This is a genomic window from Streptomyces brasiliensis (genome assembly GCF_014647875.1).
Lineage (GTDB): Bacteria > Actinomycetota > Actinomycetes > Streptomycetales > Streptomycetaceae > Streptomyces > Streptomyces brasiliensis.
In genome coordinates, this window is the sequence record NZ_BMQA01000016.1 from 149,805 (window position 1) to 176,482 (window position 26,678).

Consider the following 26,678-nt stretch of genomic DNA (forward strand, 5'->3'; position numbering starts at 1 on the left):
CCTCCCGATGCCCGTGCCCAGCGTGTATCCACCGTCTCCTCGAATGTAGTCGGCACGTCCGGCCGCGCCGCCCCTTTGTCGCTTTGTGCGCCCCCTGCCGGGCCGCAGGTGGTAGTGGGCCCCGCGGTCCGTGCGGGCTGAGGGGACCGCCCGGGCCGGGCCCGCATCTGATCGAACAGGATCGAAGACGACTAAAACAAGCCTCTTCTGACCGTTTTCCGTTTCTGCCGTCGTGTTTCAGGGAACGGCCGGTGGGCAGCCGCGCTGCAAGGAAGTGTAGGAATTACTTCCGTTTCCGGACGGTTCATCCTCCGGGAACTCCCGGCGAGCGAAGGGCGTGGTGGTGGCGTTCAAGGTGATCGAAGTCGAGCGCGGCGACTGGGCCGTGCTCGAGGTGTCGGGCGAGCTGGACCTGATGACCTCGCCGGTGCTGCGCCAGCGGGTGCACGACGCGGTGGCCGAGGGGCATCACAGCCTCGTCGTCGACCTCTCCGACGTGTTCTTCTGCGACTCCAGCGGTGTCGGCGTGCTGATAGCCGCCCGCCGGCTGATCCGCTCCTGCCAGGGCCGGCTGCGGCTGATCCTGCCGGCTCGCGGGGCGGACGACGGCTCGCACGTCAACCGGGTCCTCGGCGCCCTCGGTGTACGCCGCCTCTTCGACGTCCATCCGGACGTCGAGTCGGCCACCGACGACGAGGCCGGCCCGCTGTCGGCGTGAGAGCACGATCGGCCCGGGACCTCCCTCACCATGAGACCGCTCCCAGCGTGCCGCTGTTGTCGCGGAATTCCCCCGGTCTTGGCACAAGCGTCGTTTTCCCGCTCCCGGACCGGCTCCGGCGTCGTACGCTCCGTGCGAGATAGACCCCACGTGACGTAAGGCGGCCCGAAGAGACATGGTCAGCACCGAGTACGGGCGCAGGATCGCGGCCCGGTTCGCCACCTTCGACCAGGACGGCAACGGCTACATCGACCGGGAGGACTTCAGCGGGGCGGCCAAGGCACTCCTCGCCGAGTTCGCGACGGCGGCCCGCTCCGACAAGGGACAGGCGCTGTACGCCGGAGCCGAGGCGTTCTGGCAGGGGATGGCCGGGATAGCGGACCGGGACGGCGACCAGCGCATCACCCGTGACGAGTTCGTCAACGGCGCCGTCAAGCGGCTGCGCGACAACCCCGACCGGTTCGCGGAGATCGCCCGCCCCTTCCTGCACGCCGCCCTGGCCGTCGCGGACACCGACGGCGACGGCGCGGCCACTGTCGAGGACACAGCGCGCGTGCTGCGCATCCTCGGTGTCGACGAGGCGGTCGCCGGACCGATCGCCGCCGCACTCGACACCGACGGCGACGGCAAGGTCGGCGAGGCGGAGATCGTGCCCGCGTTCGCCCGCTACTTCACGGTCCCGGAGTAACGCTCCCGGAGCTTGTACTTCAGCACCTTGCGCAGTGTCTCGTTACGCGGAAGGGCGTCCACCACCTCCAGCTGCTCGGGCAGCTTGTGGACGGACAGCCCTTCCGCGCGCAGATACGCGGTCAGCGCCCGAAGCGTCGGCTCCCCGGCCCCCGGCGACCGCTCCACCACGGCGCACACCCGCTCCCCGCGCTCGGCGTCCGGCAGACCCACCACCGCCACGTCCCCGACGTCCGGGTGTCCGTGCAGCAGGTCCTCGATCTCCTTTGCGGAGATGTTCCCGCCCTTGCGGATGATCACGTCCTTGCGGCGCCCGGTGAGCACCAGATGCCCGCTGCCGGAGAGGAAGCCCAGGTCACCGGTGCGCAGAAAGCCCTCCTCGTCGAAGGCCTCGGCGGTCTGCGCCGGGTCCAGATAGCCCTGACAGACGCCCTCCCCGCGCAGCAGCACCTCCCCGTCGACGATCCGTATCTCCATTCCCCTCGGGGGCCTGCCCTCGGTCGTCGCGAGGTTCTCCACGGTGTCGTCGGGAGCCCCCATCGTGATCAACGGCACCTCGGTCATGCCGTAGCCGTGGGTGAGCTGCACGCCCATCTCGCGCACGACGGCGTCATAGATCTCCGGCGGCTTCGGCGCCCCGCCGCCCGCGAGCAGCCGCAGCGTAGGGATGACCTTCTCGCCCGGCTGCCTGCGCTGCTCGGCGAGGAACATCGAGTAGAACGCCGTCGACCCGCCCGCCACCGTCACCCCGTGCGTGCGGTACGCGTCCAGCGCGTCCGGCAGCGCGAACTGCTCGAACAGCACCGCCGGGAAGCCGTACAGCAGCAGCATCACCGTGTAGTCGGGCCCGGCGATGTGCGCGTACGGGAACGCCATCGAGCCCACGTCGTCCGCAGTGAGGCGCAGCGCGTGGGCGAGGCAGGAGCCGCCCGCGATCAGTGAACGGTCCGTGTGCAGCACGCCCTTGGGATCGGAGGTGGTGCCCGAGGTCCAGTAGATCCAGCGCGCCGAGGTGCCGTCGGCGGGCGGTGCGGGAAGCAGCTCGGGATCGCCGTCGGGAAGGCCGTCGTACGCCTCGAAGATCCCCTTCGCGCCCAGCCGTCGCGCCATCTCCGTGTGGTCGTACCCCCGCCAGACGCCCGGTACGGCGAAGAACTCGGCCTTGGACTCGCGCAGCGCGAAGCCGACCTCGCGGTCCCGGTAGAACGGGATGACCGGCGACTGCACGGCGCCCAGACGGGCCAGGGTGAAGGAGAGCACGGCCGTCTCGATGCGGGTCGGCAGCTGCCAGGCCACGACCGTGCCGGGGCGTACGCCCATGCCGCACAGGCCCGCCGCCGTCCGCTCGGCCCGGTCGCGCAGCTCGCCGAAGGTCAGTCGGCGGCGGTGCTGGAGGAACACCGGGCGGTCGGGGGTGAGGTCGGCGCGGCGGGCGAGCAGGTCCCAGAGGGTGCGGGACGTGCCCAGGTCGTGTGCGGTGGCGTTCACGGCGGCCTCAAAGCTGACGGGCTGTCAGATCGTGGCAGAGCGTTGGGCCGTGCGCCTTGTCGGTCCAGGGGTGCGGGACTAGCCTGCTGGATCAAGTGGATCTGACGGTCCATCAGATAATGGCGTCTCCTGCCGCCGCGTCCTGGGCGAACCGGCCCGCGAGGCGCGCGGGAACGGCCGCTGGGACGACCCTGCGCTCAGGCGGCGGCCCGGCGCGCTGAACGCGCAGTTCCGCGCGCTGTGGCGGCTGACGCAGTGGAACGTGGGCGAGGCGGAGACCAGTGGCGGAGGTGCCCGGCCTGGCGGGTTCGGTCTTCAAACTGAGGTATTCGCACGCCCGTCAGGAGCTGTACGACACGGCCGCCGACGTCCTCGGCGACGCGTCCCTCGACCTCGACCGGCCGTGGGTCCTCGACCGGCTCTCCTCGCTGTCGTACACCATCGCCGCCGGCACCTCGCAGATCCAGCGCGACATCGTCGCCGAGCGGATCCTCGGCCTGCCGAAGGGGCGGTGACGTGCGGTTCCAACTGACGGACGACCAGCGGGCATTGCGGGACGGCGTACGGCAACTGCTCGCGCGGAGATTCGACGCTCGAGCGTTACGGGCGGCCGTCGCGGCACCAGGACTGGACCGGGCGCTGTGGGGGGAGCTGGGCGCGGCGGGCTTCTTCGCGCTGCGGCTCCCCGAGGCGGACGGCGGGGTCGGACTCGGTCTGCCGGAGGGGTGTTGGCCTTCGAGGAGGCCGGCCGGGCCCTGCTGCCCGGCCCCCTGGTCGCCACGCACCTCGCGGCCGGGAACGTGCCTGGGGCAGCCGGCGGCGAGACGGTCGTGACGGCCGTCGACGGCGGCCTCGTGGAGTGGCTGGCGGAGGCGGACGTCGTACACGGGAACGCCACCGGGGCCGTACCGCTGTGCTCGGTGGATCCGCTGACCCCGCTGCACCGGATGTCGGCACCGGACGCGCGAGACGACCTCACGTGCCTGCACCGGGCACCTGTCCCGGGCGGGCGGGGCGACCTGCCGCCCCTGCACCGAGTGCCCGCCTCGGACGCCCGCGACGACACGGCCGTACTCCTCACCGCCGCCGAACAGCTCGGCACCGCCACACGTGCGTGCGAGCTGGCCGTGCAACACGCCCGGACGAGGAAGCAGTTCGGACAGCCCGTCGGGGCCTTCCAAGCGGTCAAACACCTGTGCGCGGAGCTGCTGGTGCGTGCCGAGACGGCCCGCGCGGCGGTCTACGCGGCGGCCGTCACCGGGGACCCGGTGGACATCGCGGCGGCCCGGCTGCTCGCCGACGAGGCGGCCGTGCGCGGCGCCCGCGACTGTCTCCAGGTGCACGGCGGCATGGGCTTCACCTGGGAGTCCGAGGTGCATCTGCTGCTGAAACGGGCGTGGGTGCGGTCTCGGCGTGGCGGATGCGGTACGGAGAGTGAGGAAAAGCTCGCCGCCGAACTGGTCGCCTGAGTCACCGGAATCCGCGCCGGGCCGTGCAACCGGCGCACCACCTGCGCGGGATGTAGCGGACTGTGGTCGACCGGAATCACGGAGCGTTGATACCGGGTTGTGTCCAACGCGTGACTCGTCACGACATGGAGTCGGGTGTCCGCTCCGGTACCTTCTGTGGGATGCGAGTGGTTCCGAGCACGAGCCATGCCGGCGGCGCCCCCGGGGCGGTCCCGCATCCGGCGGTGCGCGCCGCTGCTCGCACGGTGGCCAGGGCTTTCGCCCCCGCCTGTTCGACTCCCCGACGCGAGCGTCGCACAGTATGCCGCACGCGTACTCCTTCGCGCTGGAATATGCCCGAAGCGCTTGTTGGGGTGACTGTACGTCAACCATGCTGTCTCGTAAGGGAATCACATTCCGTGACCCTTGCTCTGGCCGTTGTTCTGGCCATGCAGAAAATGGCTACGATCGTGGCCTTCGTCGTGGTATGCGTCGCGACCTCACTCGTGACGATCGCGCGGCGCGGGTTCATGTGTCCGCCGGTTCGGATGGTGTGAGCGGTGCAGGTGCTTCAAGTGCAGCTGGAGATCCGGCCCGACCCCGCGGAGGTGGGGCGGGCGAGGAGGTGGGCCCGCTCGCGGCTCGCCGGGTCCGGCATAGCGGATGACGAGCCACTCGCCGAGACCCTGATTCTGCTCGTCTCCGAGCTGGTCACGAATGCCGTGGTGCACACCGGCTGTCCGGCCGTGCTGCGGCTGTGCCTGCCCGGCACGGCGGAGGACGCGGCCACGGTGCGTCTGGAGGTGGCCGACGCCAGCACCCGTGCGCCGGTGCCGCGGTGCGTGGACGCCGCCGCGACCGGCGGGCGCGGACTCGCCCTCGTCGACGGTCTCGCCGACCGTTGGGGCTGGAGCCCCGAGGGCGCGGGCAAGCGCATCTGGTGCGAGCTGGACCGCTGCGACGAGCCCCGGGAGGCCGCCGCGGCGGCGTTCGCGGGAGGGCTCAAGGCGTACGAAGGGCTGGCGTTCGAGGCCGTGTAGGCACCTCGGGAGCACGGGCGCAGAAAGCCGCCGAGTCCCCTGTCGTGCGGCGGGCGGTGCGCCGGGGCGTGATTCCATGCGCACGCGCCGAAAAAGGGATGTAAGTCACAAACCGCAGCACGGGTGTTGACGCCTCGTGATCGGCTGATCACGCTGGAGGTCAACGATTCGCCGTGAGGGGACGGCGAGGGTCTTGGTGACGGAGACCCTCGTCGAGTGTGGGTCGAGCCGGATGGCGGCGCACCGGGCCGTGCCCGGGGTGGGCGGCCGCGCGCCGCCACCCGGAATGCAACGCGATCTACAGGACGGCCACCGGTGCGACCGGAGTGCCCGTCGCGCCGACGAACGGCTCTGGCATCGCCGACAGCAGGAACGCGTACCGGTTCACTTCTCCACAGGCTGTGGACAACTCTTCGAGATTCCAGTTCTGGCCCTGCAGCATGCCCATCTCCACCAGGTCGAGGGCGTGCACGGGCAGCCACAGATTCTCGATCTCGGGCGGAAAGACCTCAAACGTGAGCGTGTCGTTCGCGACGGCCGCGACATCGCGCGCGTGGAACCACTCCGAAGTACGCACCGACAGACCCGGCGACGGATAGCCGTACCCGTGCTTGTCCCCGGCCAGATACACCTGCACCTGCCCGGTCCGTACGAGCGCCACGTCGCCGGCACGCACGCGCGTGCCGGCGAGTTCCTCCGCCGCCTCCAGATCCTCCGGGGTGACCGCGTGGCCGCCCGTCAGTCGCTCCACGCCACGCGCGCGTGCCACGTCCAGCAGCACCCCGCGCGAGACGACGTGCCGTGGCGATACCGCTGAACGTCATCCAGGGCGCGCGGATCGCGGGTGTGCTGCGGATCGTGGCGGTGGACTCCGATCCGGCGAAGGAGGCGGTGGCCCGGCAGTTCGGGGCGACCGATTTTCTGAGGTCGGTGGAGGGGGTGCGGGAGCTGCTGCCGAGCGGTGCCGACCATGCCTTCGAATGCGTCGGGCGTGCGGAGCTGGTCCGGGCCGCCGTCGATCTCCTCGACCGGCACGGCCAGGCGGTGCTCTTCGGTGTGCCGCCCGCCACCGCCGAGGCGTCCTTCCTCGTCTCCTCCATGTATCTGGACAAGTCGATCCTCGGCTGTCGTTACGGCTCCTCGCGTCCCCAGCGCGACGTCGCCCTGTCGCCGAGCTGTACTGTCAAGGCCGGTTACTGCTCGACGAGTTGGTCACCGCGACCTATCCGGTGGAGGACTTCGAGAAGGCGCGGGCGGACGCGGAGGCGGGGCGGGTCGCGCGAGGGGTGCTCACCTTTTGAGGCCTGGTGCCCTTGAGGCGCTGAGGTCTCGGTGCCTGCGGGGCGCGGAAGTTGTCCACAGGTCTGGGGAATCTTGTCGTGCGTTGTCGGTGCCGACCCCTACGGTCGTCGCATGAGCTACCGCGAAGTCGCCTCCAAACAGGTCCTGACCTGGGCCTGCGTGGCCATCGGTGCCCGGATGCCGGTCGCCATGGCCCCGCTGGCCCTGGTCTTCCTGGTCCGCGAACGCCCCGGCGGCTATTCGCTGGGCGCTGCCCTGGCCGCCGCCTATGTGATCGGCGAGATCGTCGGCGCGCCGGTGCTCGGTGTGCGGCTGAGACCCGAGCGTGCCCGGCCGCAACTGGCCGCCGGGCTCACTGCGGGGGCCTTCGGGTTCGCGGGACTCGGTGTGTTTCCCGACGCGCATCCCGTGATGCTCGGCGCCTTCGCCTTCCTCGCCGGTGCCGGGCCGGCCGCGGCACCCGGCGGGCTGCGCACGCTGCTCACTTCGCTGGTTCCGGAGGGTGCGGCGGCGCAGGCGCTGTCGGTCGAATCGATGCTCACGTTCGCCGTGTGGGCCGTCTCCCCGGCCACCGTCACCGGCCTCGCCCTCGGTGTCGCCCCGGGCGTCCCGCTGCTGCTCGAGGCCGGCCTGATGGCGTCGGCGGCCGCGGGGATGTGGCTGCTGCCCGTGGGGTGGGAGGCCGACGAGCCCGAGCGGGAAGGGACGTCGAGGCTTCGTGTCCTCTCCCGCGCCTGGCCGGTGTACGTGACGGGCGCCGCGAGCCTTTCCCTGCTGGCCCTCGCCGAACTGGTCCTGCCCGCCCTGCTCGAACAGCGCGGCATAGGCGTCGGCTGGGCCGGACCGCTGCTCACCGCGATGTCGGTGGCCGCCGCCGTGGGTGCGTTCGCATACGGTGCGCGGTCCTGGCCGGGGCTGCTGCGCACCCGAAGTGCCGTGCTGATGTGCGGGATGGCGGCGGCGGTGGCCCTGGTCGCCTTGATACCGGGCGCGGGCGGCATCGCCGTCGCGCTGGCCCTGGCGGGCCTGCTCCAGTCGGGTGCGATGCTCACCCGCAACCTCTCCCTGCGCGAGGCTCTTCCGCCGGGCGCGCTGGCCGCCGGCTACTCGGTGATGTACGCGGCCGTGGGCGCCGGATACGCGGGCACGGGCTCCCTGGCCGGCGCCCTGCTCCAGGTCGCCGCGCCGTCCACGGCGATCCTGGCGGGCGTCGCGCTGACCGTCGCGCTCACGGCGGTCGGCTGGTGGGGCGAGAGACGCACCGACCTGTCAGCGCATGCTGCCGACCCGGTCGTGGCACTCGCTCCCGACGGTCGCGGCCCGGAAGGTCCGCCGGTAGGCGGTGGGCGTGACCCCGAGCGCCGCCTGTAGGTGCTGGCGCATCGACTGGGCCGCGCCGAACCCCGCGTCCCGGGCCACCCGGTCCACGGACAGGTCGGTGGACTCCAGCAGGTGCCGGGCGCGTTCCACCCGCTGCTGGGTGAGCCACTGGCCGGCGCTGACGCCGACCTCCTCGCGGAAGCGGCGGGTGAAGGTGCGCACCGACATGGCCTCCTGCTCGGCCATGTCGCGCAGCTGGATCGGCTCATGGAGGCGGCCCAGCGCCCAGGCGCGGGCGGCGGTCGTGGTGGACAACTGCGGGTCCGGCACCGGGCGGTGGATGTACTGCGCCTGGCCGCCGTCGCGGTGCGGGGGCACGACCATGCGGCGGGCGACCTCGTTGGCGATCGCCGTGCCGTGGTCGCGACGGACCATGTGCAGGCACAGGTCGATCCCGGCGGCGACACCGGCCGAGGTCAGCACGTCGCCGTCGTCGATGAACAGCACGTCGGCGTCCACCTTGATCTTCGGGAACATCCGCTGGAAGTGCTCGGCCTCGGCCCAGTGCGTGGTCGCGGGACGGCCGTCGAGGTAACCCGCGGCGGCGAGGACGTACACGCCGGTGCAGATGGAGGCGAGCCGGGTGCCGGGGCGGATGTGGGCCAGGGCGGCGGCCAGTTCGTCCGTGAGCCTGCCCGCTTCGAAGACCGGGCCCAGCTCGTACGACGCCGGGATCACGACCGTGTCGGCGGTGGCCAGCGCCTCGGGGCCGTGTTCCACCTGGATGGCGAAGTCGGCGTCCGTGCGGACCGGGCCGGGTGGCCGGATCGAGCAGGTCACGACCTCGTACAGATGCCGATCCCGCTCGTCCTTGGGGCGGCCGAAGATCCGGTGCGGGATGCCCAGCTCGAAGGGCAGCAGACCGTCCAGGGCGAGGACGACGACGCGGTGCGGGCGGAACTCCGGTTCACTGCTCGGCTCACTGCTCATGACCCGATCCTAACGAATGCTGTCCTTCGGGCCACTCGATGGAGAGGGTCCCGTATCGGAAGCTCTATGACGTGACTCAGACAACGGAAGCCGCGTTCGACGTGCAGCAGCCGAAACAGAACCCGAACCGCGTGCACCGCGCGTGGTTCGTCGCCGCCGTCACGTTCGTCACGATCATCGGCGCGGCGGCCTTCCGCTCGCTGCCCGGCCTGCTCGTCGACCCGCTGCATCAGGAGTTCCACTGGTCGCGCGGCACGATCGGCGCCGCGGTCTCCATCAACCTCGCGCTGTACGGGCTCACCGCGCCGTTCGCCGCCGCGCTGATGGACCGGTTCGGCATCCGCCGGGTGGTCGCGGTCGCGCTGACCGTCATCGCCGTCGGCTCGGGCCTGACGGTGTGGATGACGGCGGCCTGGCAACTGCTGCTGTGCTGGGGTCTGCTGGTCGGCCTGGGCACCGGCTCCATGGCGCTCGCCTTCGCGGCGACGGTCACCAACCGCTGGTTCACCGAGCGCCGGGGCCTGGTCAGCGGCATCCTCACGGCGGCCTCCGCCTCCGGCCAGCTGATCTTCCTGCCGGTGCTGTCGTGGATGGTCGAGTCGTACGACTGGCGTCCGGCCGCCGTCACCGTCGCCCTGGCCGCCCTCGCGGTCGTCCCCTTCGTCTGGCTGCTGTTGCGCGACCACCCGGCCGACGTGGGAGTGAAGCCGTACGGGGCCAAGGAGTTCGTGCCCAAGCCGCCCCCGGTCACCGGCGCCGCCCGCCGCACGCTCGGCACCCTCTTCTCGGCCGTCCGCACCGGCCCCTTCTGGCTGCTGGCCGGCACCTTCGCGATCTGCGGCGCCTCCACCAACGGCCTGATCCAGACCCACTTCGTGCCCGCGGCCCACGACCACGGCATGCCCATCACGGCGGCGGCCTCGCTGCTCGCCGTCATCGGCGTGTTCGACGTGGTCGGCACGATCGCCTCCGGCTGGTTCACCGACCGCTTCGAACCACGCCGCCTGCTCGCGGTCTACTACGCCCTGCGCGGCATCTCGCTCCTGTTTCTCCCGATGCTCCTGGCGCCGTCCGTCCACCCACCGATGATCTTCTTCATCGTCTTCTACGGCCTCGACTGGGTCGCCACCGTCCCGCCCACCCTGGCCCTGTGCCGCGAGCACTACGGCGAGGACAGCGCCATCGTCTTCGGCTGGGTCCTGGCCTCCCACCAGGTCGGCGCGGCCCTGGTCGCCTTCCTCGGCGGCGTGGCCCGGGACGTCTTCGGCTCGTACGACATGGTCTGGTACGCCTCCGGCACCCTGTGCGCGGCGGCAGCCCTGATGGCCCTGGTCATCCGGCGTCGGCCGGTGGTCACGGTCCCGGTACCGGTGGCGGGCTAGACGAAGCGCCCCCTGTGGAACAGCAGGGGGTCCGCGTCCTCGTCGGCCGTCCCCAGCGCGTCCACCCGCCCCACGACGATGAGATGGTCGCCGCCGGTATGCACCGCGTGGACGGTGCAGTCGACCCACGCGAGCGTGCCGGCCAGGCGAGGTGAGCCGGAGACGGGCGCCGCGTCGTACGCGACCCCCGCGAACTTCTCCGCGCCGCGCACGGCGAAGCCCCGGCACAACTCGCCCTGGTGGGCGGCCAGGACATTGACGCAGAAGACGCCGGCGCGGGCGAGCCGCGGCCAGGTCGTGGACGTACGCCCCACCATGAAGGCGACGAGGGGCGGGTCCAGGGACAAGGACGAGAAGGACTGACAGGCGAACCCGGCGGGACGGTCCTCGCCCCCACCTGCGGGTGCCGTGACGACGGTCACACCGGTTGCGAAGCTCCCCAGTACACGCCGGAACTCGTCCTGCCCCACCGGCGCCCGTTCGTCCTCCCGAACGCACCGCAGCTCGGGGCGCGGAAGGGGCTCGACGCCGACGGGCAGGTGCTCCGCCCTGAGGTAACGGACGGCGGCGGCCGACATCCCCGCATGTCCCATCACGCCCCCATAAGCTGACGATGCGTCAGATAGGAAGGGGGGCGGCGCCCTCGAGAACCACCCGCAGGCGGGACGGCGTGCTCCTGAGGTTCGGCAGCGGCTGCGGCAAGGACACGCACTGATCGATCGGCGGTACCGAGCAGCACCCGGAACGGTTCGTGCTCTTCGGCGACCCGGACGCGGGCGGCCTGCGGATCCTGAAGCGGGCCGCCTGACCCTCACCGTCCTCCGAAACCGGGACTCCGGCGTTCGGCGAAGGCCCGGAGGCCTTCGCGGGCGTCCGCCGGGAGGCGGCGGTGCGGGCGCCGACCTGAACTGACGCAGCGTCAGATATTTCCAGATTACTGAGCTGACGCTGTGTCAGGAACGGGTCTGCAGGCAAAGTCCGCGAACAGGCGGAACTCCTCACCTACTGCACGGGAAGCCGGGATACCCGCCCCGTCGCCCTCCGTCCGACGGCCTTCGCGATCTTCTCCGCGTCGATCGCCAGCTCGCGGAACATGCCACTGATGGGGTTGGTGAAGCCGGTGAAGTACAGGCCGGGGGCGTCCGCCGGCGTGCGGGCGCCGTGCACCACCGGCTTGCCGCGCGCGTCGAGCACGCCGAGGTGGCCGACGAGGCCCTCCAGGGCGCGGACGTACCCGGTGGCGGCGATCACCGCGTCGGGCGAGATACGGCTGCCGTCGGCGAGGACGGCCTTCCCGTCCTCGAACGAGTCGACGGCGGCCACGACCTCGACCCGCCCCTTGCGCACGGCGTCGATGAGACCGACGTCCTGGACGGGGATCGAGCCGTCCTTGACCCGGCTGTACAGCCCGGTCTCGGGGCGCGGCAGCCCGTGCTCGGCCAGGTCGGGCACGCTGAGCTTCGCCATCGGCCGGGCGAGCCGGTCGACGAGCCCGACGGGCAGGCGCCGTACCAGCACACCCGTGTACTGGGCGGCCCACCCGGCGGTCGACCGGCGCACGATGTGCGGGGCGGTGCGCACGGACAGCCGTACCCGGGACGCGCCTCCTTCCACCAGGTCCACGGCGATCTCGGCGCCGGTGTTGCCGACCCCGACGACGAGGACGTCCCGCCCGGCGTAGGGCTCGGCGTTGCGGTACGCGCCGGCGTGCAGCAATTCCCCGGTGTACGCGTCGCGTCCGGCCCACTCGGGTACGCGCGGGGTGTGGTTGTACCCGGTGGCGACGACGACGCCGCCCCCGGTCAGCTCACGCCCGCCGGTGGCATGCAGCAGCCACCCCGTGCCGTCGGCCGTGCGCTCGACGCGCGACACCTCGACACCGGTGACGATCTCCAGCTCATGGAACTCGGCGTACTTCTCGAGGTAGCGCACCACGTCGTCCCGCGACACCCACCGCCCGAACCGGCGCGGCATGGGCAGCCCCGGCAGGCCGGACAGCCGACGGGTGGTGTGCAGATGGAGCCGGTCGTAATGCCGCCGCCAGGAGGACGCGACCCCGTCGGCCTTCTCCAGCACCACGGCCCGTATGCCCCGGGCGCGCAGCGCGTACGCCACGGCGAGACCGCCCGGCCCGGCCCCTATGACGTATACGGGACGGTCGGTGGGATTCGCGGACACAGCGGAGGCGGTCATGAGCGCGAGCGTAATCACGCACTCCGTTGATGGGTCTCGGTCAAGACCGGAATTGGTTGCGGATTGATCACGCATGTAGGAGGAGTGGGTGGGAATGGTGGCGTAGGGCACTCGGATGTGTCCCTCCGGTCTTGACGAGCACCTTTCGTCCGCTGAACTGACGTACCGTCAGATAGAACAATGGCGGGGAGAGCCCATGGACACGATCTGGCTCACCGGTGCGGAGTGGCTGGCCGTGCTGCGCATGGGCCTCGGGCTGTGGTGGCTGGAGAGCTGGCGGCACAAGGACAAGAAGGCGTGGTTCGAGCGGGGGAGCGGCATCGCCTGGGCAGCGGACGTGGCGGCGAAACACCGCTGGGCGCCGGTCCGTTCGGGCTTCGCTACGGTGGTCCGGCCCCGGCCGAGGGTGATGTCGTACGTCGTGGTCTACGCGGAACTGTCCCTGGGGGCGGGCCTGATCCTGGGCTTCCTGACTCCGGTCGCCCTGATCGGCGGCCTGCTTCTGAACCTCCTCTACTTCACGCTCATGATCCACGAGTGGGCCGAGCAGGGGCAGAACGCGATGATGACGCTGATCTCGGTGGTGGGGTTGTTCGGGATGGCGTGGCAGACCTGGTCGGTGGACGCTGCGCTGGGGTGGTTCGGATGACGGCGGCGCGCTACGACGTACCTGAGCCGGACGCCTTCACCCGCCCGTACTGGGACGCGGCGGTGGAGGGCCGACTGCTCCTGCGCAGATGCGCGGCGTGCGGCCGGGCACACCACTACCCACGGGAGTTCTGCCCGCACTGCTGGAGCGAGGACGTGCACTGGGAGCAGGCGAGCGGCAGGGCGACCCTCTACACCTGGTCGACGGTCCACCGGAACGACCTCCCACCGTTCCCGGAGCGCACACCGTACGTGGCCGCCGTGGTCGACCTCGCAGAAGGGCCACGGATGATGACGGAGCTGGTGGGGTGCGAGCCGGGGAAGCTGAGGGCGGGGGCGGAACTGGATGTGGCGTTCCGGGAGGGCGTGCCGGTGTTCGCCCCGGCGGGCGGGTGACGCGGGGCCCGGGGTCCGGTGACACGGGCTCCGGGATTCACTGGGAGCATGACTTCCGCGCATGAACGGCCCGCCGTCCAACCCGGTCCCGAACTCCACGGTCACGGTCTGCGCCTGCGTCACTGGGACGCGGACGCGGAAGCCGACGTGGCGGCCTGGCTGCGCGGCCGGACGGACCCGGAATTCCGGCGGTGGAACTCTCCGCTGCGGCCGGTCACCGACCTCGACAGCGCGCGCGACTCCCTGCGCGCGATGGCGGCGAACGCGGCGGACGGCGGCTGCGCGCACTTCTGTGTCACGGACGCGGACAGCGGTATGCCGCTCGGTCACGTCGGCCTCAACGCGATCGACCACGTCGCCCGAGTCACCCGCATCGGCTACTGGGTCCTCCCGGAGGCCAGGGGACGGCGGGTGGCGACACGGGCGCTCACCCTCGCCGCCCGCTGGACGTTCACGGAGCTCGGACTGCACCGGCTGGAGTTGGGGCATGCCGTAGGTCACGAGGCGTCCTGCCGGACAGCGCAGAAGTGCGGATTCCCGTACGAGGGGACACTGCGCGGAGCGATGTTCGAGGCGGAGCGGCTGGACGCGTTCCGGGACGTGCACCTGCACGCACGGCTCGTCACGGACCCCGATCCACTCGAGCGCTGATCAACCGACGTGGCAGGGGTTCGGGCGAGACCATGAGGCATGAGCATCGACCACACCTGGTACCTCACCGAAGACCTGGACGACTTCCTTTCCCGGGCGGGCGGCTTCCTGCGGTCGCGTCCCGCTCTGCACACGGTCCCGCTGACAGTGACCGAAGCGCTGCGCACGCGCGGACTGTATGTCTACGGCCCACAAGCGCCCCTCTTCGGCGTGCTGGAGGACGGCGACACGGGCAAGGTCCGGGCGACGCTGCTGCAGACGCCGCCGTACCCGCTGGGCGTGACGGCGCTGACGGCGCGGGAGGCGGAGGCGCTGGCGACTCACCTCCACGTACTCGGCCATCCGCTGTCCGGGGTGTCGGCGGTGCGTGACACGGCGGAGGCGTTCGCGGGGGCCTGGGAGCGGTTGACCGGGGAGCCGGTGAACGTCCACCAGCAGCAACGGCTCTACCGCCTGGGAGGGTTGACGACCCCCGAGCCGGCACCGGAGGGACGTGCGAGGCTGGCCGAAGACCGTGACCGAGGCCTGCTGGTGCGCTGGATCGAGGAGTTCTGCACAGCCGTGGGACAGCCGGGCCTGCTGTCCCCCACCGAGTGGACCGACGCCCGCCTGGCCCACGACGGCGTCACGCTCTGGGAGACCTCCGACGGCACCCCGACGGCCATGGCGAGCCTGACCCCGAGCGTCGGGGGACAGGTCAGGGTGGCCGCGGTCTACACCCCGGCGGGCCTGCGCGGCAGGGGCTACGCGGGGGCGGTCACGGCGGAGGTGAGCCGGAGGGCCCGGAACGCCGGGACGGACGAGGTACTTCTCTTCACGGACCTGGCCAACCCGACGAGCAACGGCCTGTACCAGCGGATCGGGTACCGGGGCGTCGCGGACTTCACGATGTACGACTTCGGAGGCGGTGGGAGTTGAGAGCCGGCCGTCGGCTGGTGGCGGCCGCCCGCTTCTTGGCCGGTGTCGTGCTTCCACCCGCCGGGGTCGAATCCGTGGGGAAAGTCAGGTGCAACGTCTCCTGGGTCCCGGCGCACTGAGTGAGTGAAAGGCATTTCCTTCACGATGAGGAGACTCACGGATGCGTTCGTGGACAAGCGCGGCGGTGGCGACGGCGATGGTGCTCGCCGGCCTGACGACGGTCGGTACGGCTACGGCGGCCACCGCCGAACCTCAGGGCTCGGTCCTCACGGCGGAGCCCCTGCCCACCATCGGCGGCGATCTGCTCGACTCCTACCAGGTGAACGACCACACCACCTGGGCCTTCGGCATGCACCGGGGCGTCGAGCAGTCAGACACGCCGCTGCTGCTGAGCAAGGACGACCGGGACGGACAGGGCTGGCGCGAGGTGCCGTTGCCTGCCTACTCCGGTGACCCCAACGAACTCCACGGCGCCTCCGCGGTGCCGGGGTCGGACGGCGACGACGCCTGGCTGGTCGGCATGTCCGACAGTGTCAACCTGCACGGGCTGCTCACCGAGCACTGGGACGGGCAGGCCTGGCAGACAGTCACCGCGCCGCTGCCGGAGTCGAGCCACTTCGGCAACCTCACGTCGGTCTCGGCGATTGCCAGTGACGACGTGTGGGCGGTCGGCTGGGCCGACGTCGTCGACGGCAAGGTGCCCGACCCGGACAAGCCGGGCGCGTGGATCACCACCGAGCACCGGGAGGGTCTGGCAGAACGCTGGGACGGTTCGGCCTGGCAGCGCGTGGCACTTCCGGACGCGGCGGACTTCTACGCGATCAGCGTGGTCAGCCGGGGAGCGGACGACATCTGGGTGGGCGGGTACACCGGCGAGGACACCCCCGCGCTGAAGCACTTCGACGGACAGAAGTGGTCGTCCGTCGACCTGCCCTCGACCGGGGTGAACGGCGAGATCTACGACATGGCGGTCGACCAGGACGGGTCGCTGTGGGCCGCGGGGCGGACTTTGCTGAAGGAGTCGGACACCGGGCATGCGCTGCTGTTGCATCAGGTGGGCGGGGTGTGGAGCAAGGTGGGCACTCCGCCCGTGCTGCGGCTGATCAAGAAGCTCGTGCCCACGCCGGGCGGGGTGGCCGTCGCCGCGGAGAACCGTAACTCCGGTGACTCCTATGCGATGCGGCTGGACGCCGGCCGGTGGGGCCGGCCTGCCCTTCCGTCGGCCGACGGGCAGGTCCGTTGGATCAACGGGCTCTCTGTCGCCCCCGGCGGGCGGCTGGATGTGGTCGGGGCGGTTGCCGACGCCGGCGGGGACCCTGACACCCAAAAGCCGCTCGGATACTCCGGGAAGCTCTGACGGCTGCGCCGGCTGGGTGGGTCCTTGCGTGCCTCCGCGGCTCGGTCGGACCCACCCAGCCGCGCGGTTCCCCGCGTCCCGCCGGAAGCGAAGTGCGAACGCGCCCTGCCGGAAGTGGTGACGGTGCGGCGGCCGTAGCCGAAGGTGAGCTCGTCGATCTGCGGACCTTCCGGCTCACGGCCACAGCAACGATCGACGCCAGCCCTCCGCCATTCTCCGGTACAGCACCCGTACGTGCCTGCGATCCGGGTCGCCCTGGAAGAACTCCACCTCCTCCGGGGCAAGTCGGTACAAGGTCCACGTCGGGGACGGCGTCGCCGGGTTCGCCCTCGCCCTCTCCCACGCCGCCTCCGACTCCCGCCTCAGCTCCTCCACCGAACCCAGCACTCCGCTCTGTCGCCCCGTCAGCGCCGCCGCCAACGCCCCCGTCGACCGCGCGTGCAGGTCCGCCTGGCTCTCCGCCGACGGCGCCGACGTCACCGGCCCCCGCACCCGCACCTGACGGCCCAGCACCGGCCAGTAGAACCCCAGCGCCGCGTACGGGTGCGCGCTCAGTTCCCGGCCCTTGCGGCTCGTCGCGTGCGTCGCGAACGCCCAGCCCTCCTCGTCCGCGCCGTGCAGCATCACGATCCGTACGTCCGCCCTGCCCCCCTCGTCCGTGGTCGCCAGCGACATCGTGTGCGGTTCCGGCTGCCCCGCTGCCACCGCCTCCGCGAACCACCTCGTGAACAATGGGAGCGGAGCCTCCGGTGCCGTCGCCGGGTCGAAGGGCCGTAGCTCCGTCACCCCCGGCGCCCACACCCGCAGTGACCTCAGGAGCTGATCAAGATCCGTTGCTGCCATGCGCCGAGTATCGCTCCGGCCTCCCGCAGGGATGCGCAAGCTGCACCATCGGCACCCCGTGCAACAACTCGGCGGCCACGAACTCCCCACCTCCGGTGCCCCGGCCCGCCAGGTCAGCGGGTAAGTGCCGGCGGCCGAGGCGTGCAGTTCGGTGTTCGTGGCGGTGCGCGGCGGCAGTAAGTTGCTGTACGAGCCGGAGCAGGTGAGCGAGCTGTTCGACCTCTTCGGCGTGCTTTCGGGCTCATGCGCTTCCCCTCAGGAGTCCATCGCGCTCATCGAGAGGAAGGCAGGGCAACTGTGAACTCCAGCGAACTGGCCTGGTTCAAGTCCGGCTACAGCGGCAACGAGGGCGGCGAATGCCTTGAGATGGCCAAGACCCCGCACGCCGTCCGATGACTCCTCGCCCCCTCGTCGCCGTCCTGCTGCTCCTCGTCGGCCTGACCGCCTGCTCCGGCGGTCCAGGAGCAACGGCATCCCCGGCCACCGGCATCTCCGCCCCGAAGGTCTTCTACCTGCCCCCGCACGGCGACACGGCAGGCCCGCACAACAAGGTGCCGTTCCACCTGAAGGCCGAGGACCCGGACGTCCTCAACGGTGGTGGGCCGGCCGATCACCGGCTGACGATGGACCTGGTGGGGGCCGAGGGGGCGGTTCGGCTATGGGTGAAGAGTGGGCACGGGTGTCGCGGGAGCGACACGCACGTGGTCTGCACCGTCCAGGGACAGTACGACAGTTGGGTCGGCTCGGACCGTGTCTATCCCACGGCCACGAAGGACGGTGAACCCGGCGACTCGGCGGTGATCCGGTTCTCCTTCGCGACGAAGGAGGGGAAGACACTCACGACGCGTACCCGGGTCGTCGTCGGCGAGCCCGTACCGAGGTTGCGGGTCGCCCCGGCCCTGGACCACATACACCCCGGCGCCGACGTCGCCACCACCGTCACCGTACGCAATACCGGCGAGGTCCCGGTGCGGGGACTCGGGCTCATGGTGCACTCGGGGGACAACACCGAGTTCCGCCGGCGCTACTCGAACTGCCGTTACCCGCCCCAGCAGCACGGCCGGGCGGCCGTCTGCCGCTTCCCCGGCCTGCGTATCGCGCCCGGTGAGACCGTCACCCTGCGGCCCTCCCTGCCGCTGCGTGCCGGGAAGACACGGATCTTCAGCGAAGTGACCCAGGAGGTCTGGCCGCTGGACGTCGGACCGGCGAAGTACAGCGCCGTACCGGACAACGGCGACCCGGGGGACGGGCCGGCGCTCGAGGCCGTCCGCGTCCCGGCCCGCACGGACGGCGCGACCTTCGTGAACGGCCCGATCCGCACGCTCGTCGGCCTGGACCTGCACGCCGACTACCGGGTGACCGTGAACGAGCTGCACGTCGGCAAGAAACGCGAACTGCGCCTCACGGTGCACAACGACGGGCCCGGAGACCCAGGTGCCACCGGCCGGTTGCGGTTCACGCCGCCACCCGGTGCCGTCGTACGGGCGCAGCCCATGGAGGCCATCGACGACGACGTCTACGAGCCGGCCTGCCCGCTCGAGGACGACGGCAGCTACAACTGTCCGCTCTACGTGCTCGAGCCGGGTGCCACGCGGACCTACAAGTTCACCCTAGACCTTGCCGAACCGGGCACCGGTCTCGTCGCCCTTCGCGCGAAGGCGCTGGAAGCCGACGGCGTCGATCCCGAACCCGGCGACAACACCGCCAACGTGGTCGTCCTGCCGTGACCGGTCACCGGCCGAGCACCACCGTCCCCGCCGTGCAGAACCAGCCCCCGGTTCCGGACGCCACCCCGATCCGGGGCAACTCCGCGCCCTGCACGCGCACTTGGCGGTCACCCGCCTCCCCGCGAAGCTGCCTTACCGCCTCCACCAGCAGGAACAGCCCCCGCATCCCGGGATGTTGGGCCGACAGTCCGCCCCCGTCCGTGTTCACGGGCAGCTCACCGCCCCGTACCGCCAGCCGCCCCTTCTCCACGAACGCCCCGCCCTCGCCCTTCGCGCAGAAGCCCAGGGCCTCCAGCGTCACCAGCGTCATGTACGTGAACGCGTCGTAGATCTCCGCGAAGTCGATCTCCTCCGGGCGCACCCCGGCCCGGTCGAACGCCAGTCCGTGATGCCGAGGCCGAGGTGCTGGGCACGGAGGATGCGCAGGACAGCCTCTCCGCCCTCCCCGCCCTCTCCGCCCTCGGCGACGCCGTCGCCGCCGTGCTCGCCGCCGAGGCCGTCGGGGCCGCCGGGCGGGCTCTGGACCGGACCGTCGAATACGTGGGGCAGCGTGAGCAGTTCGGGCGGGCGATCGGGTCCTTCCAGGCCGTGAAGCACCGGCCGGCCGATGTGTATGTGCAGGTGCAGGCCGCGCGGTCGGCGGCGTACTACGCGGCCTGGGCGACCGTGCACGGCGAGCGGGTGGGGCCGCTCGCGCTCGCGCAGGCGCTGGAGGCGCTGCGGACGGCCGCGGGTGAGGGGATCCAGCTGCGCGGCGAGATCGGGTTCACCTGGGAGCACGACGCGCATCTGTACTTCAAGCGGGCCGCGGGGGACGAGCTGCTGTTCGGGCCCGTGCATCGGCTGCGATCCCGTGCGGCCGACGCGGTGGGGCTGTTCGGCACGGGCACGGTGGCCGTCTGATGGCCGCCCCAGGTGTGCGTCTGGTGCAGGCCGTGACCGCCACGCGCGCCTTCGCCAAGGTTGCCCCGCACGTCGTTCCGGTGCTCGATCGCGCCGTCCACCGGCTCACGCGCGGACGGTTCCTGCTCAGCGCGCTCATGCTGCCGGGCGTCATCCTCACGTCCACCGGCGCGCGCAGCGGGCTGCCGCGGCGTACTCCTCTCGCATGCATGCCCGAGGACGGCGGGCGCTCCTGGCTGCTGGTCGGGTCCAACTTCGGGCGGACCGGCCATCCCGCCTGGACGCACAATCTCCTCGCCCGTCCCGACGCCTCCGTCAGCTGGAAGGGCGAGGACATCGCGGTCCGGGCCGTGCTGCTGACGGGGGAGGAGCGGGACGCGGCCTGGCAGGAGCTGGTGGTGTTCTGGCCGCCGTATGCCACCTACCAGGCGCGGGTGGCCCGGAAGCTACGGATCTTCCGGATCGTACGGACGTAGTCACGACAGGGTCGCCAGGCGCTCCACCAGCAGAAACGCGCCTATGCCGAGCATGGCCGCGCCCGATGTGCGGGTCACCGCGCGGGCCGCCGCGGGGCGGGCGGTCAGTACGGCGCGGGCGAGGACGCCGGCCGTGAGGTAGACCGCGGCGCAGGCGGCCATGTGCAGGAGGCCGAGCGTCGCCGTCTGCATGGGGACGGGCAGGTGGTCGCCCCGGACGGTGAGGAACTGCGGGAGCACGGAGAGGTAGAGCAGCAGGCCCTTGGGGTTGAGGCCGCTGATCGCCGCGCCGCGCAGGAAGACGCGGCGGGCGTCCGTGCTCAGGGCGTCGTCGGCGCCCGGCGCCGCAGGCCTGCGCAGCACGGCCCACCCCAGCCACACCAGATACCCCGCCCCGGCCACCGTCAGGGCCGTCAGGAGTACCGGCGAGCCCGCGACCAGCACCGCCAGGCCCGCCGTCGCCAGCGCCGTGTGCAGGCCGTAGCCGGAGACCAGGCCGGCCACCGCTGTGAGCACCGACCGGCCGCGCAGCCCGGCGGCGATCGTGTACGCCCAGTCGGCGCCCGGTACGCAGACCAGCAGCAGGTCGACGGCGAGGAAGGAGAGGAGGGTCGCGGAGTTCATGATGGGGACATTAGGCATGAACAGCCCGAAAGTGTTCCCGAAGTTTGCTCATGGTCGTGCTCTATGGGGGAAAATCTTCCCTATGGACGACGTTGATCGGAAGATTCTTGCCGAGCTTCAGCAGGACGGGCGGCTGACCGTGACCGAGCTGGCCGCGCGGGTGCGGCTGAGCGTCTCGCCGTGCCACCGGCGGTTGCGGGAGCTGGAGCGGTCCGGGGCGATCCAGGGGTACCGGGCCGTCGTGGATCCGGTCGCGGTCGGGCTGACCTTCGAGGCGCTGGTCTTCGTGTCCATGCGGCAGGAGGACCGGGACACGGTCGCCGAGTTCGAGCGGGCGGTCGGCGAGGTGGAGCACGTGCTGGAGGCCTCGCGGCTGTTCGGCGACCCGGACTATCTGCTGCGGGTGGCCACGGCCGACCTCGCCGCCTTCCAGCGGCTGTACGACGAGCGGCTGGCGACGCTGCCGGGGGTGCAGCGGCTGACGTCCACGCTCGTGATGAAGCACGTGGTGCGGGACCGTCCGCTGCCCGCACAGCACGACAGGCGGCAGTCCACTGTGTGAACCACCGCCTGCCAGACAGGACTTGAGGACCCGGAAAGAGAGCCGGGGTTATTTCGTCGGCTTCTTGCCGGTCACGCCCAGGTGCACCAACAGGGCCAGGTTCGGCTTGAGTTCGGCCTGTTTGACGCCCCAGCTCTGGAAGCCCTTCTGGTGCGCGGCCACCGCGGCCAGCATCGCGACCAGCGAGCCCGCGACCGCCGCCGGGTTCACGTCCTTGTCGACCCTGCCCTTGGACTGCAACTCGGCGATGGATTCGGACAGGGAGCTGTTCACCGAGTTGAGGATCTTCATGCGGATCTTGTAGAACCGTTTGTCCCCCTCGGCGGCACCGAGGTCGACCACGCGCAGGATGGCGTCGTTCTTGCGCCAGAACTCCAGAAATCCGTCCACGAGTTCCTGCGCGGCCTGCCAGCCGGACTTGCCGGCCCAGGAGCGCCCTGCGACCAGTTCGGTCAACCCGGCGCCCTCGGCGGCCATTTCCTCCGCGATCTCCAGGACGGCACCTTCGACGTCCGGGAAGTACTGATAGAAGGTCGCGGGTGAAGTGCCCGCCTTCCGGGCGACATCGATGACCTTGACGTCCCGGTAGGGGGAGGAGCTGAGCATCTCGCTGAGGCAGTCGAGCAGCTTCTGCCGGGTCGCCTGCCCACGCCGGCCGGCCACGCGGCCGTCGACGGTACGCACTTGTCCTGTCATGCCGTCAGCTTACCGAGGGGTGATCGGAGCGCGATTCGGCCGACTGCAAATGGGGTGCATGGGTGTACGGAGGGTGGTGTTCCTGGTCTGCGGCGTGCGGCTCGCGCGGCTACTTTGGCGGCATGGCCGAAAACAGGGCATCCGGGAACGAAGAGGCGCACGAAGAGGAGCACGCGCGGGGGGAGGCGTACGGAGAGGGCGTTCCGTGCTGGGTGGACGCGCAGCTTCCCGACGTGGCGGCGGGCAGGCGGTTCTACGGTGAGCTCTTCGGGTGGACCTTCGAGGAGGGGCACGGCCCCTCGTGGTGGGCGTACAAGGACGCTGAACCGGTCGCCGCGCTCGCGCACAAGACGGACGGACGCATGCCGACGGTCTGGACCGTGTACTTCGCCACGCCGGACATCGAGGCCCTGTGCCGGCGGATCCTCGTGGCGGGCGGGCAGGTCGTGACGTCGCCGATGCCCGTCGGCGGGCTGGGCACGGCAGCGCTCGCCGCCGACCCGGAGGGCGCCGTCTTCGGGCTGTGGCAGGCGGGGACCCACGCGGGGTTCGGGCGGCGGCACGAGGCGGGCACCTTCGGGTGGGTGGAGCTGTACGCGCGCGACACCGAGGCGGCCGACACCTTCTACGGCGGTCTCTTCCACGACGCGCTGTTCGGCAGCGACGCCGAGCCCGACTTCGGGCGCGCGCCCGTCTCCGACGTCTTCCCGGCCGAGATGCCGCCGCACTTCCTCGTCCACTTCCGCGTCGACGACTGCGACGAGGCGCTCACGGCGGTCGTGGGGCTCGGCGGGCGGGTGCACGCGCCCGCCTTCGACACGTCGTACGGCCGCGTCGCCGTCGTCACCGACAATCAGGGGGCGTCCTTCGCGCTGCTGCAACCCTGAAATGTCTCCCTTGTTATGAGACACCCCGGATGTCGCTGGGTTCGCAACCTGTGCTCAGGACAGGAAGAATCGGGGTTGCGTGCCGCCACGGCGGTGCGGTGGTGAGACGCTGCACGGGGTCGCGTACATATGTGGGTGGACGTGGCTCGTACGGGGAGGTGGCAGGCAAGTGGTGGATCAGCTGACGCAGCACGATCCTCGGCGGATCGGGCCGTTCGAGGTGCTGGGACGGCTGGGTGCCGGCGGCATGGGGCTGGTCTATCTCGCACGCTCGGCATCCGGGCGGCGCGTGGCGATCAAGACGGTCCGCACGGAACTCGCCGAGGACCAGTTGTTCCGCGTCCGCTTCACGCGCGAGGTGGAGGCGGCGCGCGCGGTGTCCGGTTTCTACACGGCGGCCGTCGTCGACGCCGACCCGCGCGCAGCCGTGCCGTGGCTGGCCACCGCGTACGTTCCCGCGCCCTCCCTCGAGGAAATAGTGAACGACTGCGGGCCGCTGCCGGCCCAGGCGGTGCGCTGGCTCGCGGCGGGCGTGGCCGAGGCGCTGCAGTCCATCCACGGCGCCGGGCTGGTCCACCGCGACCTCAAGCCGTCCAACGTGCTGGTCGTCGAGGACGGCCCCCGGGTCATCGACTTCGGTATCGCGTCCGGTGTCTCGAACACCCGTTTGACGATGACGAACGTCGCCGTCGGCACCCCGGCCTATATGTCCCCGGAGCAGGCCAAGGACTCACGCAGCGTGACCGGCGCCAGCGATGTCTTCTCGCTCGGCTCGATGCTGGTCTTCGCCGCCACCGGACACCCGCCCTTCCACGGCGCCAACCCGGTCGAGACGGTCTTCATGTTGCTGCGCGAGGGCCCCGACCTGGAGGGCCTGCCGGACGAGCTGCGCCCGCTCATCGAGTCCTGCATGCAGATGGAGGCCACGGCCCGCCCCAACCCGGCCGACCTCCAGGCCCAGCTCGCCCCGCACCTTTTCGGCTCCGGCTCCGACGACAGCGGTACGGCGTCCGCGTGGCTGCCGGAGAAGGCGGTCGGCCTCATCGAGTCCCGGCGCGGCGGCCGCACGGCGCCCAGACCGGCACCGGTGAGCAGTGGCCGAAGCGGCGGCCGGGGTGCCGTACCTGCCATGCCCCCGCCGCCGTCGTACGACCCCGCCGTCCCCACCGCCCCGGCGCCCGTGCCCGTCGGCGCACCGGACACCGGCCCGGTCCGGCTGGCCGGCGCCCGCGTGCCGATCGGCCCCGGCCCGCGCGTCGCCGACGTCCGCGCCGCCGCCGTCAAGGCACCGCCTCCGGAAGCGGGCCTCGTCGCCAACTGGTCCCGGCCGCGCCCCGGCGTCAACGGCGCCGACCCCGCCGTACCGGCCGCGCAGCCCGCACCACCCGAGTCGGCCGCGGGCTGGCGCCCGTGGCGCTTCCGCATGTCCAACGACGTCTGGGGCACCCCGTCCGTCGCCGACGACCTCGTCCACGTCACCTCCTTCGAGGTGCACGCCCTCGACGTCGCCACCGGCCGCCGCCGCTTCAAGACCCGCGACGTGGCCTGGTCGATGGCGGTCGCGGACGGCCGTATCCACGCCTCCGACGGCCCCACCCTCTTCGCCCTCGACGCCCGGGAGGGAGGCGACCTCTGGCGCCTGTCCACCGACGCGTGGGTGTACTCGCTGCGGGCCGAGCGGGGCACGGTCGTCACCGGCACCCGGGGCGGCGGCGTCCAGGCCTGGGAGGCGTCCAGCGGGCAGAAGCTGTGGGAGATCTCCGGCTGCCAGACCGAATTCGAGTCCCCCGAGGCCGGCCCCGCCGTCCACGAAGGCACCGTCTACGTCTGGCAGGACGCCCGGCTGCGCGCCCTCGACGCCCGCACCGGCGACGAGCGCTGGTCATACCCCATCGGCGACGCGGCCTCCTGCGGCGGCGTCCCGGTCCGCCTCACCCACGCCCCCGACGGTTACGTCTACGTCTCCGCCGGCACCCGGGTCCTCGCCATCGACGCGGCCGGCGGCATGGTGCGCTGGCACTTCGAGGCCCCGGCGGTCTTCCTCTGCCCGCCGGCCTTCGCACCGGGCCCCGCGGTCACCGGCGGCGGCATCTACCTCGCCGACTACCTCGGTACGGTCTACGCCCTCGACGCCACCGACGGCCGCGACCGCTGGCGCATCGCGACCGAGGCCCGGTCGTCGATCGAGCCGGTGCTGGTGGCGGCGGGTCACGTCCACGTGGGCAGCGGCAAGGGCCTCTACACCCTGGACGCGGTCACCGGTACGCCCAAGTGGCGCTTCCAGGCGGGCGGCGACATCGTGGGCGCCCCCGCGGTCGCCGAGGGCCGTATCCACTTCGGCTCCACCGACCACCTCCTCTACACACTGAAGGCCGACGACGGCCGCCTGCGCTGGAAGCTGGCGACGGGTGGCGAGATCACCGGTTCGCCGGTGGTGAGGGACGGCGTGGTGTACGCGTGCAGCAAGGACCGCTGTGTGTACGCCCTGGACGCGGAGAAGGGCACGGGCACGGCGCGCACGTCGTGACGGGCCCCGGGGACGGCCGTCGTACCGGACGCACGGAAGGGGTTCCGGACGGCGGCCGCCACAGCGGGGAGCAGCCTGTGCACCGCTCTCAGGGCAGACGCTACGCCGGGTACGCGGTGGTCGCCATGTGCAGTGGCATGGACGTGACACGGTGGCGCTGATCTGCGCTGACCGTCACCGTGTCCGGAACTCGCCCGACCGCCGGGAGGCGAAGAATTCCGCCTGACGGCCGGTGGGCACGTTGCCGAGTGCGATGAGGTGCGGGGCGTGGGCGAAGCCCTGGCTCCGGGCGGCCTCCTTGACGGACCAGAGGGCACGCACGGTGCCCTGCACGCCCTCGGTCGGATGCCCGGCGATGACTTCGGCGCAGGCGGTAGCGGCGGCCAACGCGTTGCCGGGCTCGGTGAGTTCGGAGACGAGCCCGATGTCGTGGGCGCGCCGCGCGAACATCTCGATCGCCGAGCTGGACACCGAGGAGTAGGAATGAGCGCCATCGGCTGGGACGAAGTCAAGCGTCAGGCGGCCAGGGAGCGTCTCCTCGCCGAGGTGCGGGCACACAGGCTGCCGGAGGCTCGCGAGGTGGGGGCGGGGAACTTCAGTGCCTACGTCACCCGGGCCATGGAGCGTCAGCGGGAGCAGGACCGGCTGGGGGAGCTGGTGGCCTGGATACAGGAGGAGGGTGAGCCGCTGACGGAGGAGGAGGTGGCTGTGGCCGAGGCCGAGCGGCGAGAATTCGACCGGTACTTCGCCTAGCGCGGGTCGGCGGCACCGGGCTCCGGCGGCTCTGGTCTTCCCCCGGCGGGCTGATGAGTGTCGTGACGTAGGTTCTGGACCGCTAGGGCGCGTATTGAATCGTGATCAAGTGGTGGTCTGAGCGAGGTCTTTGATCCAGATC

25 protein-coding genes and 7 pseudogenes are annotated in these 26,678 nt (G+C 71.5%); 22 read left to right on the forward strand and 10 right to left on the reverse strand.

Annotation, left to right across the window (positions count from 1 at the left end; genetic code table 11):
• Nucleotides 1-337: 337 nt before the first annotated feature.
• On the forward strand, nt 338-718 hold the full coding sequence (locus IEZ19_RS24255) for an STAS domain-containing protein (RefSeq protein ID WP_189313390.1): 381 nt from the start codon (nt 338-340) through the stop codon (nt 716-718).
• 175 nt (nt 719-893) lie between these two features.
• Nucleotides 894-1,406, forward strand: coding sequence for an EF-hand domain-containing protein (locus tag IEZ19_RS24260; RefSeq protein ID WP_189313391.1), 513 nt, complete (start codon nt 894-896; stop codon nt 1,404-1,406).
• Here the strand turns inward: IEZ19_RS24260 and IEZ19_RS24265 are convergent.
• Entirely contained in the window at nt 1,385-2,893 is a 1,509-nt protein-coding gene (locus tag IEZ19_RS24265; RefSeq protein WP_189313392.1) for a class I adenylate-forming enzyme family protein, read from the reverse strand. The two genes, IEZ19_RS24260 and IEZ19_RS24265, sit on opposite strands and share 22 nt — an antisense overlap.
• Nucleotides 2,894-3,017: 124 nt before the next feature.
• On the opposite strand from IEZ19_RS24265, the pseudogene IEZ19_RS24270 reads away from it, so the two are divergent.
• The 3 genes and pseudogenes from IEZ19_RS24270 to IEZ19_RS24280 form a co-directional block, all read left to right on the forward strand.
• Nucleotides 3,018-3,408, forward strand: a pseudogene (locus tag IEZ19_RS24270) (acyl-CoA dehydrogenase family protein); the annotation flags it as partial.
• Between the two features lies 1 nt (nt 3,409).
• Nucleotides 3,410-4,362 (forward strand): annotated as a pseudogene (locus IEZ19_RS24275) (acyl-CoA dehydrogenase family protein).
• 554 nt (nt 4,363-4,916) lie between these two features.
• Complete coding sequence (locus tag IEZ19_RS24280) at nt 4,917-5,381, forward strand: ATP-binding protein (protein WP_189313421.1); 465 nt, start codon at nt 4,917-4,919, stop codon at nt 5,379-5,381.
• Between the two features lie 298 nt (nt 5,382-5,679).
• On the opposite strand, the pseudogene IEZ19_RS24285 reads toward IEZ19_RS24280, so the two are convergent.
• Nucleotides 5,680-6,183 (reverse strand): annotated as a pseudogene (locus IEZ19_RS24285) (cyclase family protein); the annotation flags it as partial.
• A gap of 5 nt (nt 6,184-6,188) precedes the next feature.
• Between IEZ19_RS24285 and IEZ19_RS24290 the strand changes: the two are divergent.
• Together IEZ19_RS24290 and IEZ19_RS24295 are read left to right on the forward strand one after the other, a co-directional pair.
• Nucleotides 6,189-6,682, forward strand: a pseudogene (locus IEZ19_RS24290) (zinc-binding dehydrogenase); the annotation flags it as partial.
• Nucleotides 6,683-6,794: 112 nt separating this feature from the next.
• Nucleotides 6,795-8,054 carry an MFS transporter gene (locus tag IEZ19_RS24295; RefSeq protein WP_189313393.1) on the forward strand — a complete coding sequence of 420 codons (1,260 nt, stop codon included), beginning with the start codon at nt 6,795-6,797 and terminating at the stop codon, nt 8,052-8,054.
• On the opposite strand, the gene IEZ19_RS24300 is transcribed toward IEZ19_RS24295, so the two are convergent.
• Nucleotides 7,953-8,993, reverse strand: coding sequence for a GlxA family transcriptional regulator (locus IEZ19_RS24300; RefSeq protein ID WP_189313394.1), 1,041 nt, complete (start codon nt 8,991-8,993; stop codon nt 7,953-7,955). The genes IEZ19_RS24295 and IEZ19_RS24300 overlap by 102 nt on opposite strands.
• A gap of 71 nt (nt 8,994-9,064) precedes the next feature.
• Here IEZ19_RS24300 and IEZ19_RS24305 point away from each other — a divergent pair, with 71 nt between their 5' ends.
• Nucleotides 9,065-10,375 (forward strand): MFS transporter, encoded by a 1,311-nt coding sequence (locus IEZ19_RS24305; RefSeq protein WP_189313395.1) that lies wholly within the window; start codon nt 9,065-9,067, stop codon nt 10,373-10,375.
• Here the strand turns inward: IEZ19_RS24305 and IEZ19_RS24310 are convergent.
• Nucleotides 10,372-10,968, reverse strand: coding sequence for a flavin reductase family protein (locus IEZ19_RS24310; protein ID WP_189313396.1), 597 nt, complete (start codon nt 10,966-10,968; stop codon nt 10,372-10,374). The genes IEZ19_RS24305 and IEZ19_RS24310 overlap by 4 nt on opposite strands.
• 409 nt (nt 10,969-11,377) lie before the next feature.
• Entirely contained in the window at nt 11,378-12,568 is a 1,191-nt protein-coding gene (locus IEZ19_RS24315) for a flavin-containing monooxygenase (protein ID WP_189313397.1), read from the reverse strand.
• Nucleotides 12,569-12,764: 196 nt separating this feature from the next.
• On the opposite strand from IEZ19_RS24315, the gene IEZ19_RS24320 reads away from it, so the two are divergent.
• From IEZ19_RS24320 to IEZ19_RS24340, 5 genes are all read left to right on the forward strand, one after another.
• The gene (locus IEZ19_RS24320) at nt 12,765-13,217 is read left to right on the forward strand and encodes a DoxX family protein (protein ID WP_189313398.1); all 453 of its coding nucleotides are present in this window, start codon (nt 12,765-12,767) and stop codon (nt 13,215-13,217) included.
• Nucleotides 13,214-13,612, forward strand: coding sequence for a Zn-ribbon domain-containing OB-fold protein (locus IEZ19_RS24325; RefSeq protein WP_189313399.1), 399 nt, complete (start codon nt 13,214-13,216; stop codon nt 13,610-13,612). Before IEZ19_RS24320 ends, IEZ19_RS24325 begins: the two co-directional genes overlap by 4 nt.
• Nucleotides 13,613-13,660: 48 nt before the next feature.
• The gene (locus tag IEZ19_RS24330; protein ID WP_189313400.1) at nt 13,661-14,263 is read left to right on the forward strand and encodes a GNAT family N-acetyltransferase; all 603 of its coding nucleotides are present in this window, start codon (nt 13,661-13,663) and stop codon (nt 14,261-14,263) included.
• Between the two features lie 39 nt (nt 14,264-14,302).
• Nucleotides 14,303-15,181, forward strand: coding sequence for a GNAT family N-acetyltransferase (locus tag IEZ19_RS24335; protein WP_189313401.1), 879 nt, complete (start codon nt 14,303-14,305; stop codon nt 15,179-15,181).
• 160 nt (nt 15,182-15,341) lie between these two features.
• Nucleotides 15,342-16,538: a hypothetical protein gene (locus IEZ19_RS24340; RefSeq protein ID WP_189313402.1), complete on the forward strand. Its 1,197-nt coding sequence runs from the start codon at nt 15,342-15,344 to the stop codon at nt 16,536-16,538.
• A 174-nt stretch (nt 16,539-16,712) separates the two neighbouring features.
• Here the strand turns inward: IEZ19_RS24340 and IEZ19_RS24345 are convergent, their stop codons facing one another.
• Nucleotides 16,713-17,381, reverse strand: coding sequence for a pyridoxine/pyridoxamine 5'-phosphate oxidase (locus IEZ19_RS24345; RefSeq protein WP_189313403.1), 669 nt, complete (start codon nt 17,379-17,381; stop codon nt 16,713-16,715).
• A gap of 124 nt (nt 17,382-17,505) precedes the next feature.
• Between IEZ19_RS24345 and IEZ19_RS24350 the strand changes: the two genes are divergently transcribed.
• Genes IEZ19_RS24350 through IEZ19_RS24360 form a run of 3 tightly spaced genes read left to right on the forward strand, consistent with a single transcriptional unit; the run spans nt 17,506 to nt 19,108 of the window.
• A complete protein-coding gene (locus IEZ19_RS24350) occupies nt 17,506-17,682 on the forward strand; it encodes a hypothetical protein (protein WP_189313424.1) in 177 nt (58 codons plus the stop codon).
• Complete coding sequence (locus tag IEZ19_RS50945; protein WP_229840674.1) at nt 17,679-17,777, forward strand: DUF397 domain-containing protein; 99 nt, start codon at nt 17,679-17,681, stop codon at nt 17,775-17,777. The genes IEZ19_RS24350 and IEZ19_RS50945 overlap by 4 nt, the downstream gene beginning before the upstream one ends.
• Nucleotides 17,774-19,108, forward strand: a complete 1,335-nt coding sequence (locus IEZ19_RS24360) for a hypothetical protein (RefSeq protein WP_229840676.1) — start codon at nt 17,774-17,776, stop codon at nt 19,106-19,108. Before IEZ19_RS50945 ends, IEZ19_RS24360 begins: the two co-directional genes overlap by 4 nt.
• A 4-nt stretch (nt 19,109-19,112) precedes the next feature.
• On the opposite strand, the pseudogene IEZ19_RS24365 reads toward IEZ19_RS24360, so the two are convergent.
• Nucleotides 19,113-19,490: pseudogene (locus tag IEZ19_RS24365) on the reverse strand (thiolase C-terminal domain-containing protein); the annotation flags it as partial.
• Between IEZ19_RS24365 and IEZ19_RS24370 the strand changes: the two are divergent.
• Nucleotides 19,466-20,011, forward strand: a pseudogene (locus IEZ19_RS24370) (acyl-CoA dehydrogenase family protein); the annotation flags it as partial. The pseudogenes IEZ19_RS24365 and IEZ19_RS24370 sit on opposite strands and share 25 nt — an antisense overlap.
• The gene (locus tag IEZ19_RS24375) at nt 20,011-20,487 is read left to right on the forward strand and encodes a nitroreductase family deazaflavin-dependent oxidoreductase (RefSeq protein WP_189313405.1); all 477 of its coding nucleotides are present in this window, start codon (nt 20,011-20,013) and stop codon (nt 20,485-20,487) included. The pseudogene IEZ19_RS24370 and the gene IEZ19_RS24375, both read left to right, overlap by 1 nt.
• Here IEZ19_RS24375 and IEZ19_RS24380 read toward each other — a convergent pair whose 3' ends face one another.
• Nucleotides 20,488-21,111 carry a LysE family translocator gene (locus IEZ19_RS24380; protein ID WP_189313406.1) on the reverse strand — a complete coding sequence of 208 codons (624 nt, stop codon included), beginning with the start codon at nt 21,109-21,111 and terminating at the stop codon, nt 20,488-20,490.
• Between the two features lie 82 nt (nt 21,112-21,193).
• Here IEZ19_RS24380 and IEZ19_RS24385 point away from each other — a divergent pair, with 82 nt between their 5' ends.
• Complete coding sequence (locus IEZ19_RS24385; RefSeq protein ID WP_189313407.1) at nt 21,194-21,673, forward strand: Lrp/AsnC family transcriptional regulator; 480 nt, start codon at nt 21,194-21,196, stop codon at nt 21,671-21,673.
• A gap of 48 nt (nt 21,674-21,721) precedes the next feature.
• Here IEZ19_RS24385 and IEZ19_RS24390 read toward each other — a convergent pair whose 3' ends face one another.
• A complete protein-coding gene (locus tag IEZ19_RS24390) occupies nt 21,722-22,369 on the reverse strand; it encodes a TetR family transcriptional regulator (protein ID WP_189313408.1) in 648 nt (215 codons plus the stop codon).
• A gap of 122 nt (nt 22,370-22,491) precedes the next feature.
• Between IEZ19_RS24390 and kbpA the strand changes: the two genes are divergently transcribed.
• Nucleotides 22,492-23,256 (forward strand): AfsK-binding protein KbpA, encoded by a 765-nt coding sequence (gene kbpA / locus IEZ19_RS24395; RefSeq protein ID WP_189313409.1) that lies wholly within the window; start codon nt 22,492-22,494, stop codon nt 23,254-23,256.
• A 169-nt stretch (nt 23,257-23,425) separates the two neighbouring features.
• A complete protein-coding gene (gene afsK / locus IEZ19_RS24400) occupies nt 23,426-25,783 on the forward strand; it encodes a protein serine/threonine kinase AfsK (RefSeq protein WP_189313410.1) in 2,358 nt (785 codons plus the stop codon).
• Nucleotides 25,784-25,957: 174 nt separating this feature from the next.
• Here afsK and IEZ19_RS24405 read toward each other — a convergent pair.
• Nucleotides 25,958-26,227, reverse strand: a pseudogene (locus tag IEZ19_RS24405) (enoyl-CoA hydratase/isomerase family protein); the annotation flags it as partial.
• A 39-nt stretch (nt 26,228-26,266) separates the two neighbouring features.
• Here IEZ19_RS24405 and IEZ19_RS24410 point away from each other — a divergent pair.
• The gene (locus IEZ19_RS24410; RefSeq protein ID WP_308428994.1) at nt 26,267-26,536 is read left to right on the forward strand and encodes a hypothetical protein; all 270 of its coding nucleotides are present in this window, start codon (nt 26,267-26,269) and stop codon (nt 26,534-26,536) included.
• Nucleotides 26,537-26,678: the final 142 nt, after the last annotated feature.

What these genes read in the sequence shown, in the direction of transcription:
- IEZ19_RS24260 (WP_189313391.1), top strand. Translation starts at nt 894, where the DNA reads ATGGTCAGCACCGAGTACGGGCGCAGGATCGCGGCCCGGTTCGCCACC.
- IEZ19_RS24295 (WP_189313393.1), top strand. Translation starts at nt 6,795, where the DNA reads ATGAGCTACCGCGAAGTCGCCTCCAAACAGGTCCTGACCTGGGCCTGC.
- IEZ19_RS24300 (WP_189313394.1), bottom strand. Translation starts at nt 8,993, where the DNA reads ATGAGCAGTGAGCCGAGCAGTGAACCGGAGTTCCGCCCGCACCGCGTC.
- IEZ19_RS24310 (WP_189313396.1), bottom strand. Translation starts at nt 10,968, where the DNA reads ATGGGACATGCGGGGATGTCGGCCGCCGCCGTCCGTTACCTCAGGGCG.
- IEZ19_RS24315 (WP_189313397.1), bottom strand. Translation starts at nt 12,568, where the DNA reads ATGACCGCCTCCGCTGTGTCCGCGAATCCCACCGACCGTCCCGTATAC.
- IEZ19_RS24320 (WP_189313398.1), top strand. Translation starts at nt 12,765, where the DNA reads ATGGACACGATCTGGCTCACCGGTGCGGAGTGGCTGGCCGTGCTGCGC.
- IEZ19_RS24325 (WP_189313399.1), top strand. Translation starts at nt 13,214, where the DNA reads ATGACGGCGGCGCGCTACGACGTACCTGAGCCGGACGCCTTCACCCGC.
- IEZ19_RS24330 (WP_189313400.1), top strand. Translation starts at nt 13,661, where the DNA reads ATGACTTCCGCGCATGAACGGCCCGCCGTCCAACCCGGTCCCGAACTC.
- IEZ19_RS24335 (WP_189313401.1), top strand. Translation starts at nt 14,303, where the DNA reads ATGAGCATCGACCACACCTGGTACCTCACCGAAGACCTGGACGACTTC.
- IEZ19_RS24340 (WP_189313402.1), top strand. Translation starts at nt 15,342, where the DNA reads ATGCGTTCGTGGACAAGCGCGGCGGTGGCGACGGCGATGGTGCTCGCC.
- IEZ19_RS24345 (WP_189313403.1), bottom strand. Translation starts at nt 17,381, where the DNA reads ATGGCAGCAACGGATCTTGATCAGCTCCTGAGGTCACTGCGGGTGTGG.
- IEZ19_RS24360 (WP_229840676.1), top strand. Translation starts at nt 17,774, where the DNA reads ATGACTCCTCGCCCCCTCGTCGCCGTCCTGCTGCTCCTCGTCGGCCTG.
- IEZ19_RS24375 (WP_189313405.1), top strand. Translation starts at nt 20,011, where the DNA reads ATGGCCGCCCCAGGTGTGCGTCTGGTGCAGGCCGTGACCGCCACGCGC.
- IEZ19_RS24380 (WP_189313406.1), bottom strand. Translation starts at nt 21,111, where the DNA reads ATGAACTCCGCGACCCTCCTCTCCTTCCTCGCCGTCGACCTGCTGCTG.
- IEZ19_RS24385 (WP_189313407.1), top strand. Translation starts at nt 21,194, where the DNA reads ATGGACGACGTTGATCGGAAGATTCTTGCCGAGCTTCAGCAGGACGGG.
- IEZ19_RS24390 (WP_189313408.1), bottom strand. Translation starts at nt 22,369, where the DNA reads ATGACAGGACAAGTGCGTACCGTCGACGGCCGCGTGGCCGGCCGGCGT.
- kbpA (WP_189313409.1), top strand. Translation starts at nt 22,492, where the DNA reads ATGGCCGAAAACAGGGCATCCGGGAACGAAGAGGCGCACGAAGAGGAG.
- IEZ19_RS24410 (WP_308428994.1), top strand. Translation starts at nt 26,267, where the DNA reads ATGAGCGCCATCGGCTGGGACGAAGTCAAGCGTCAGGCGGCCAGGGAG.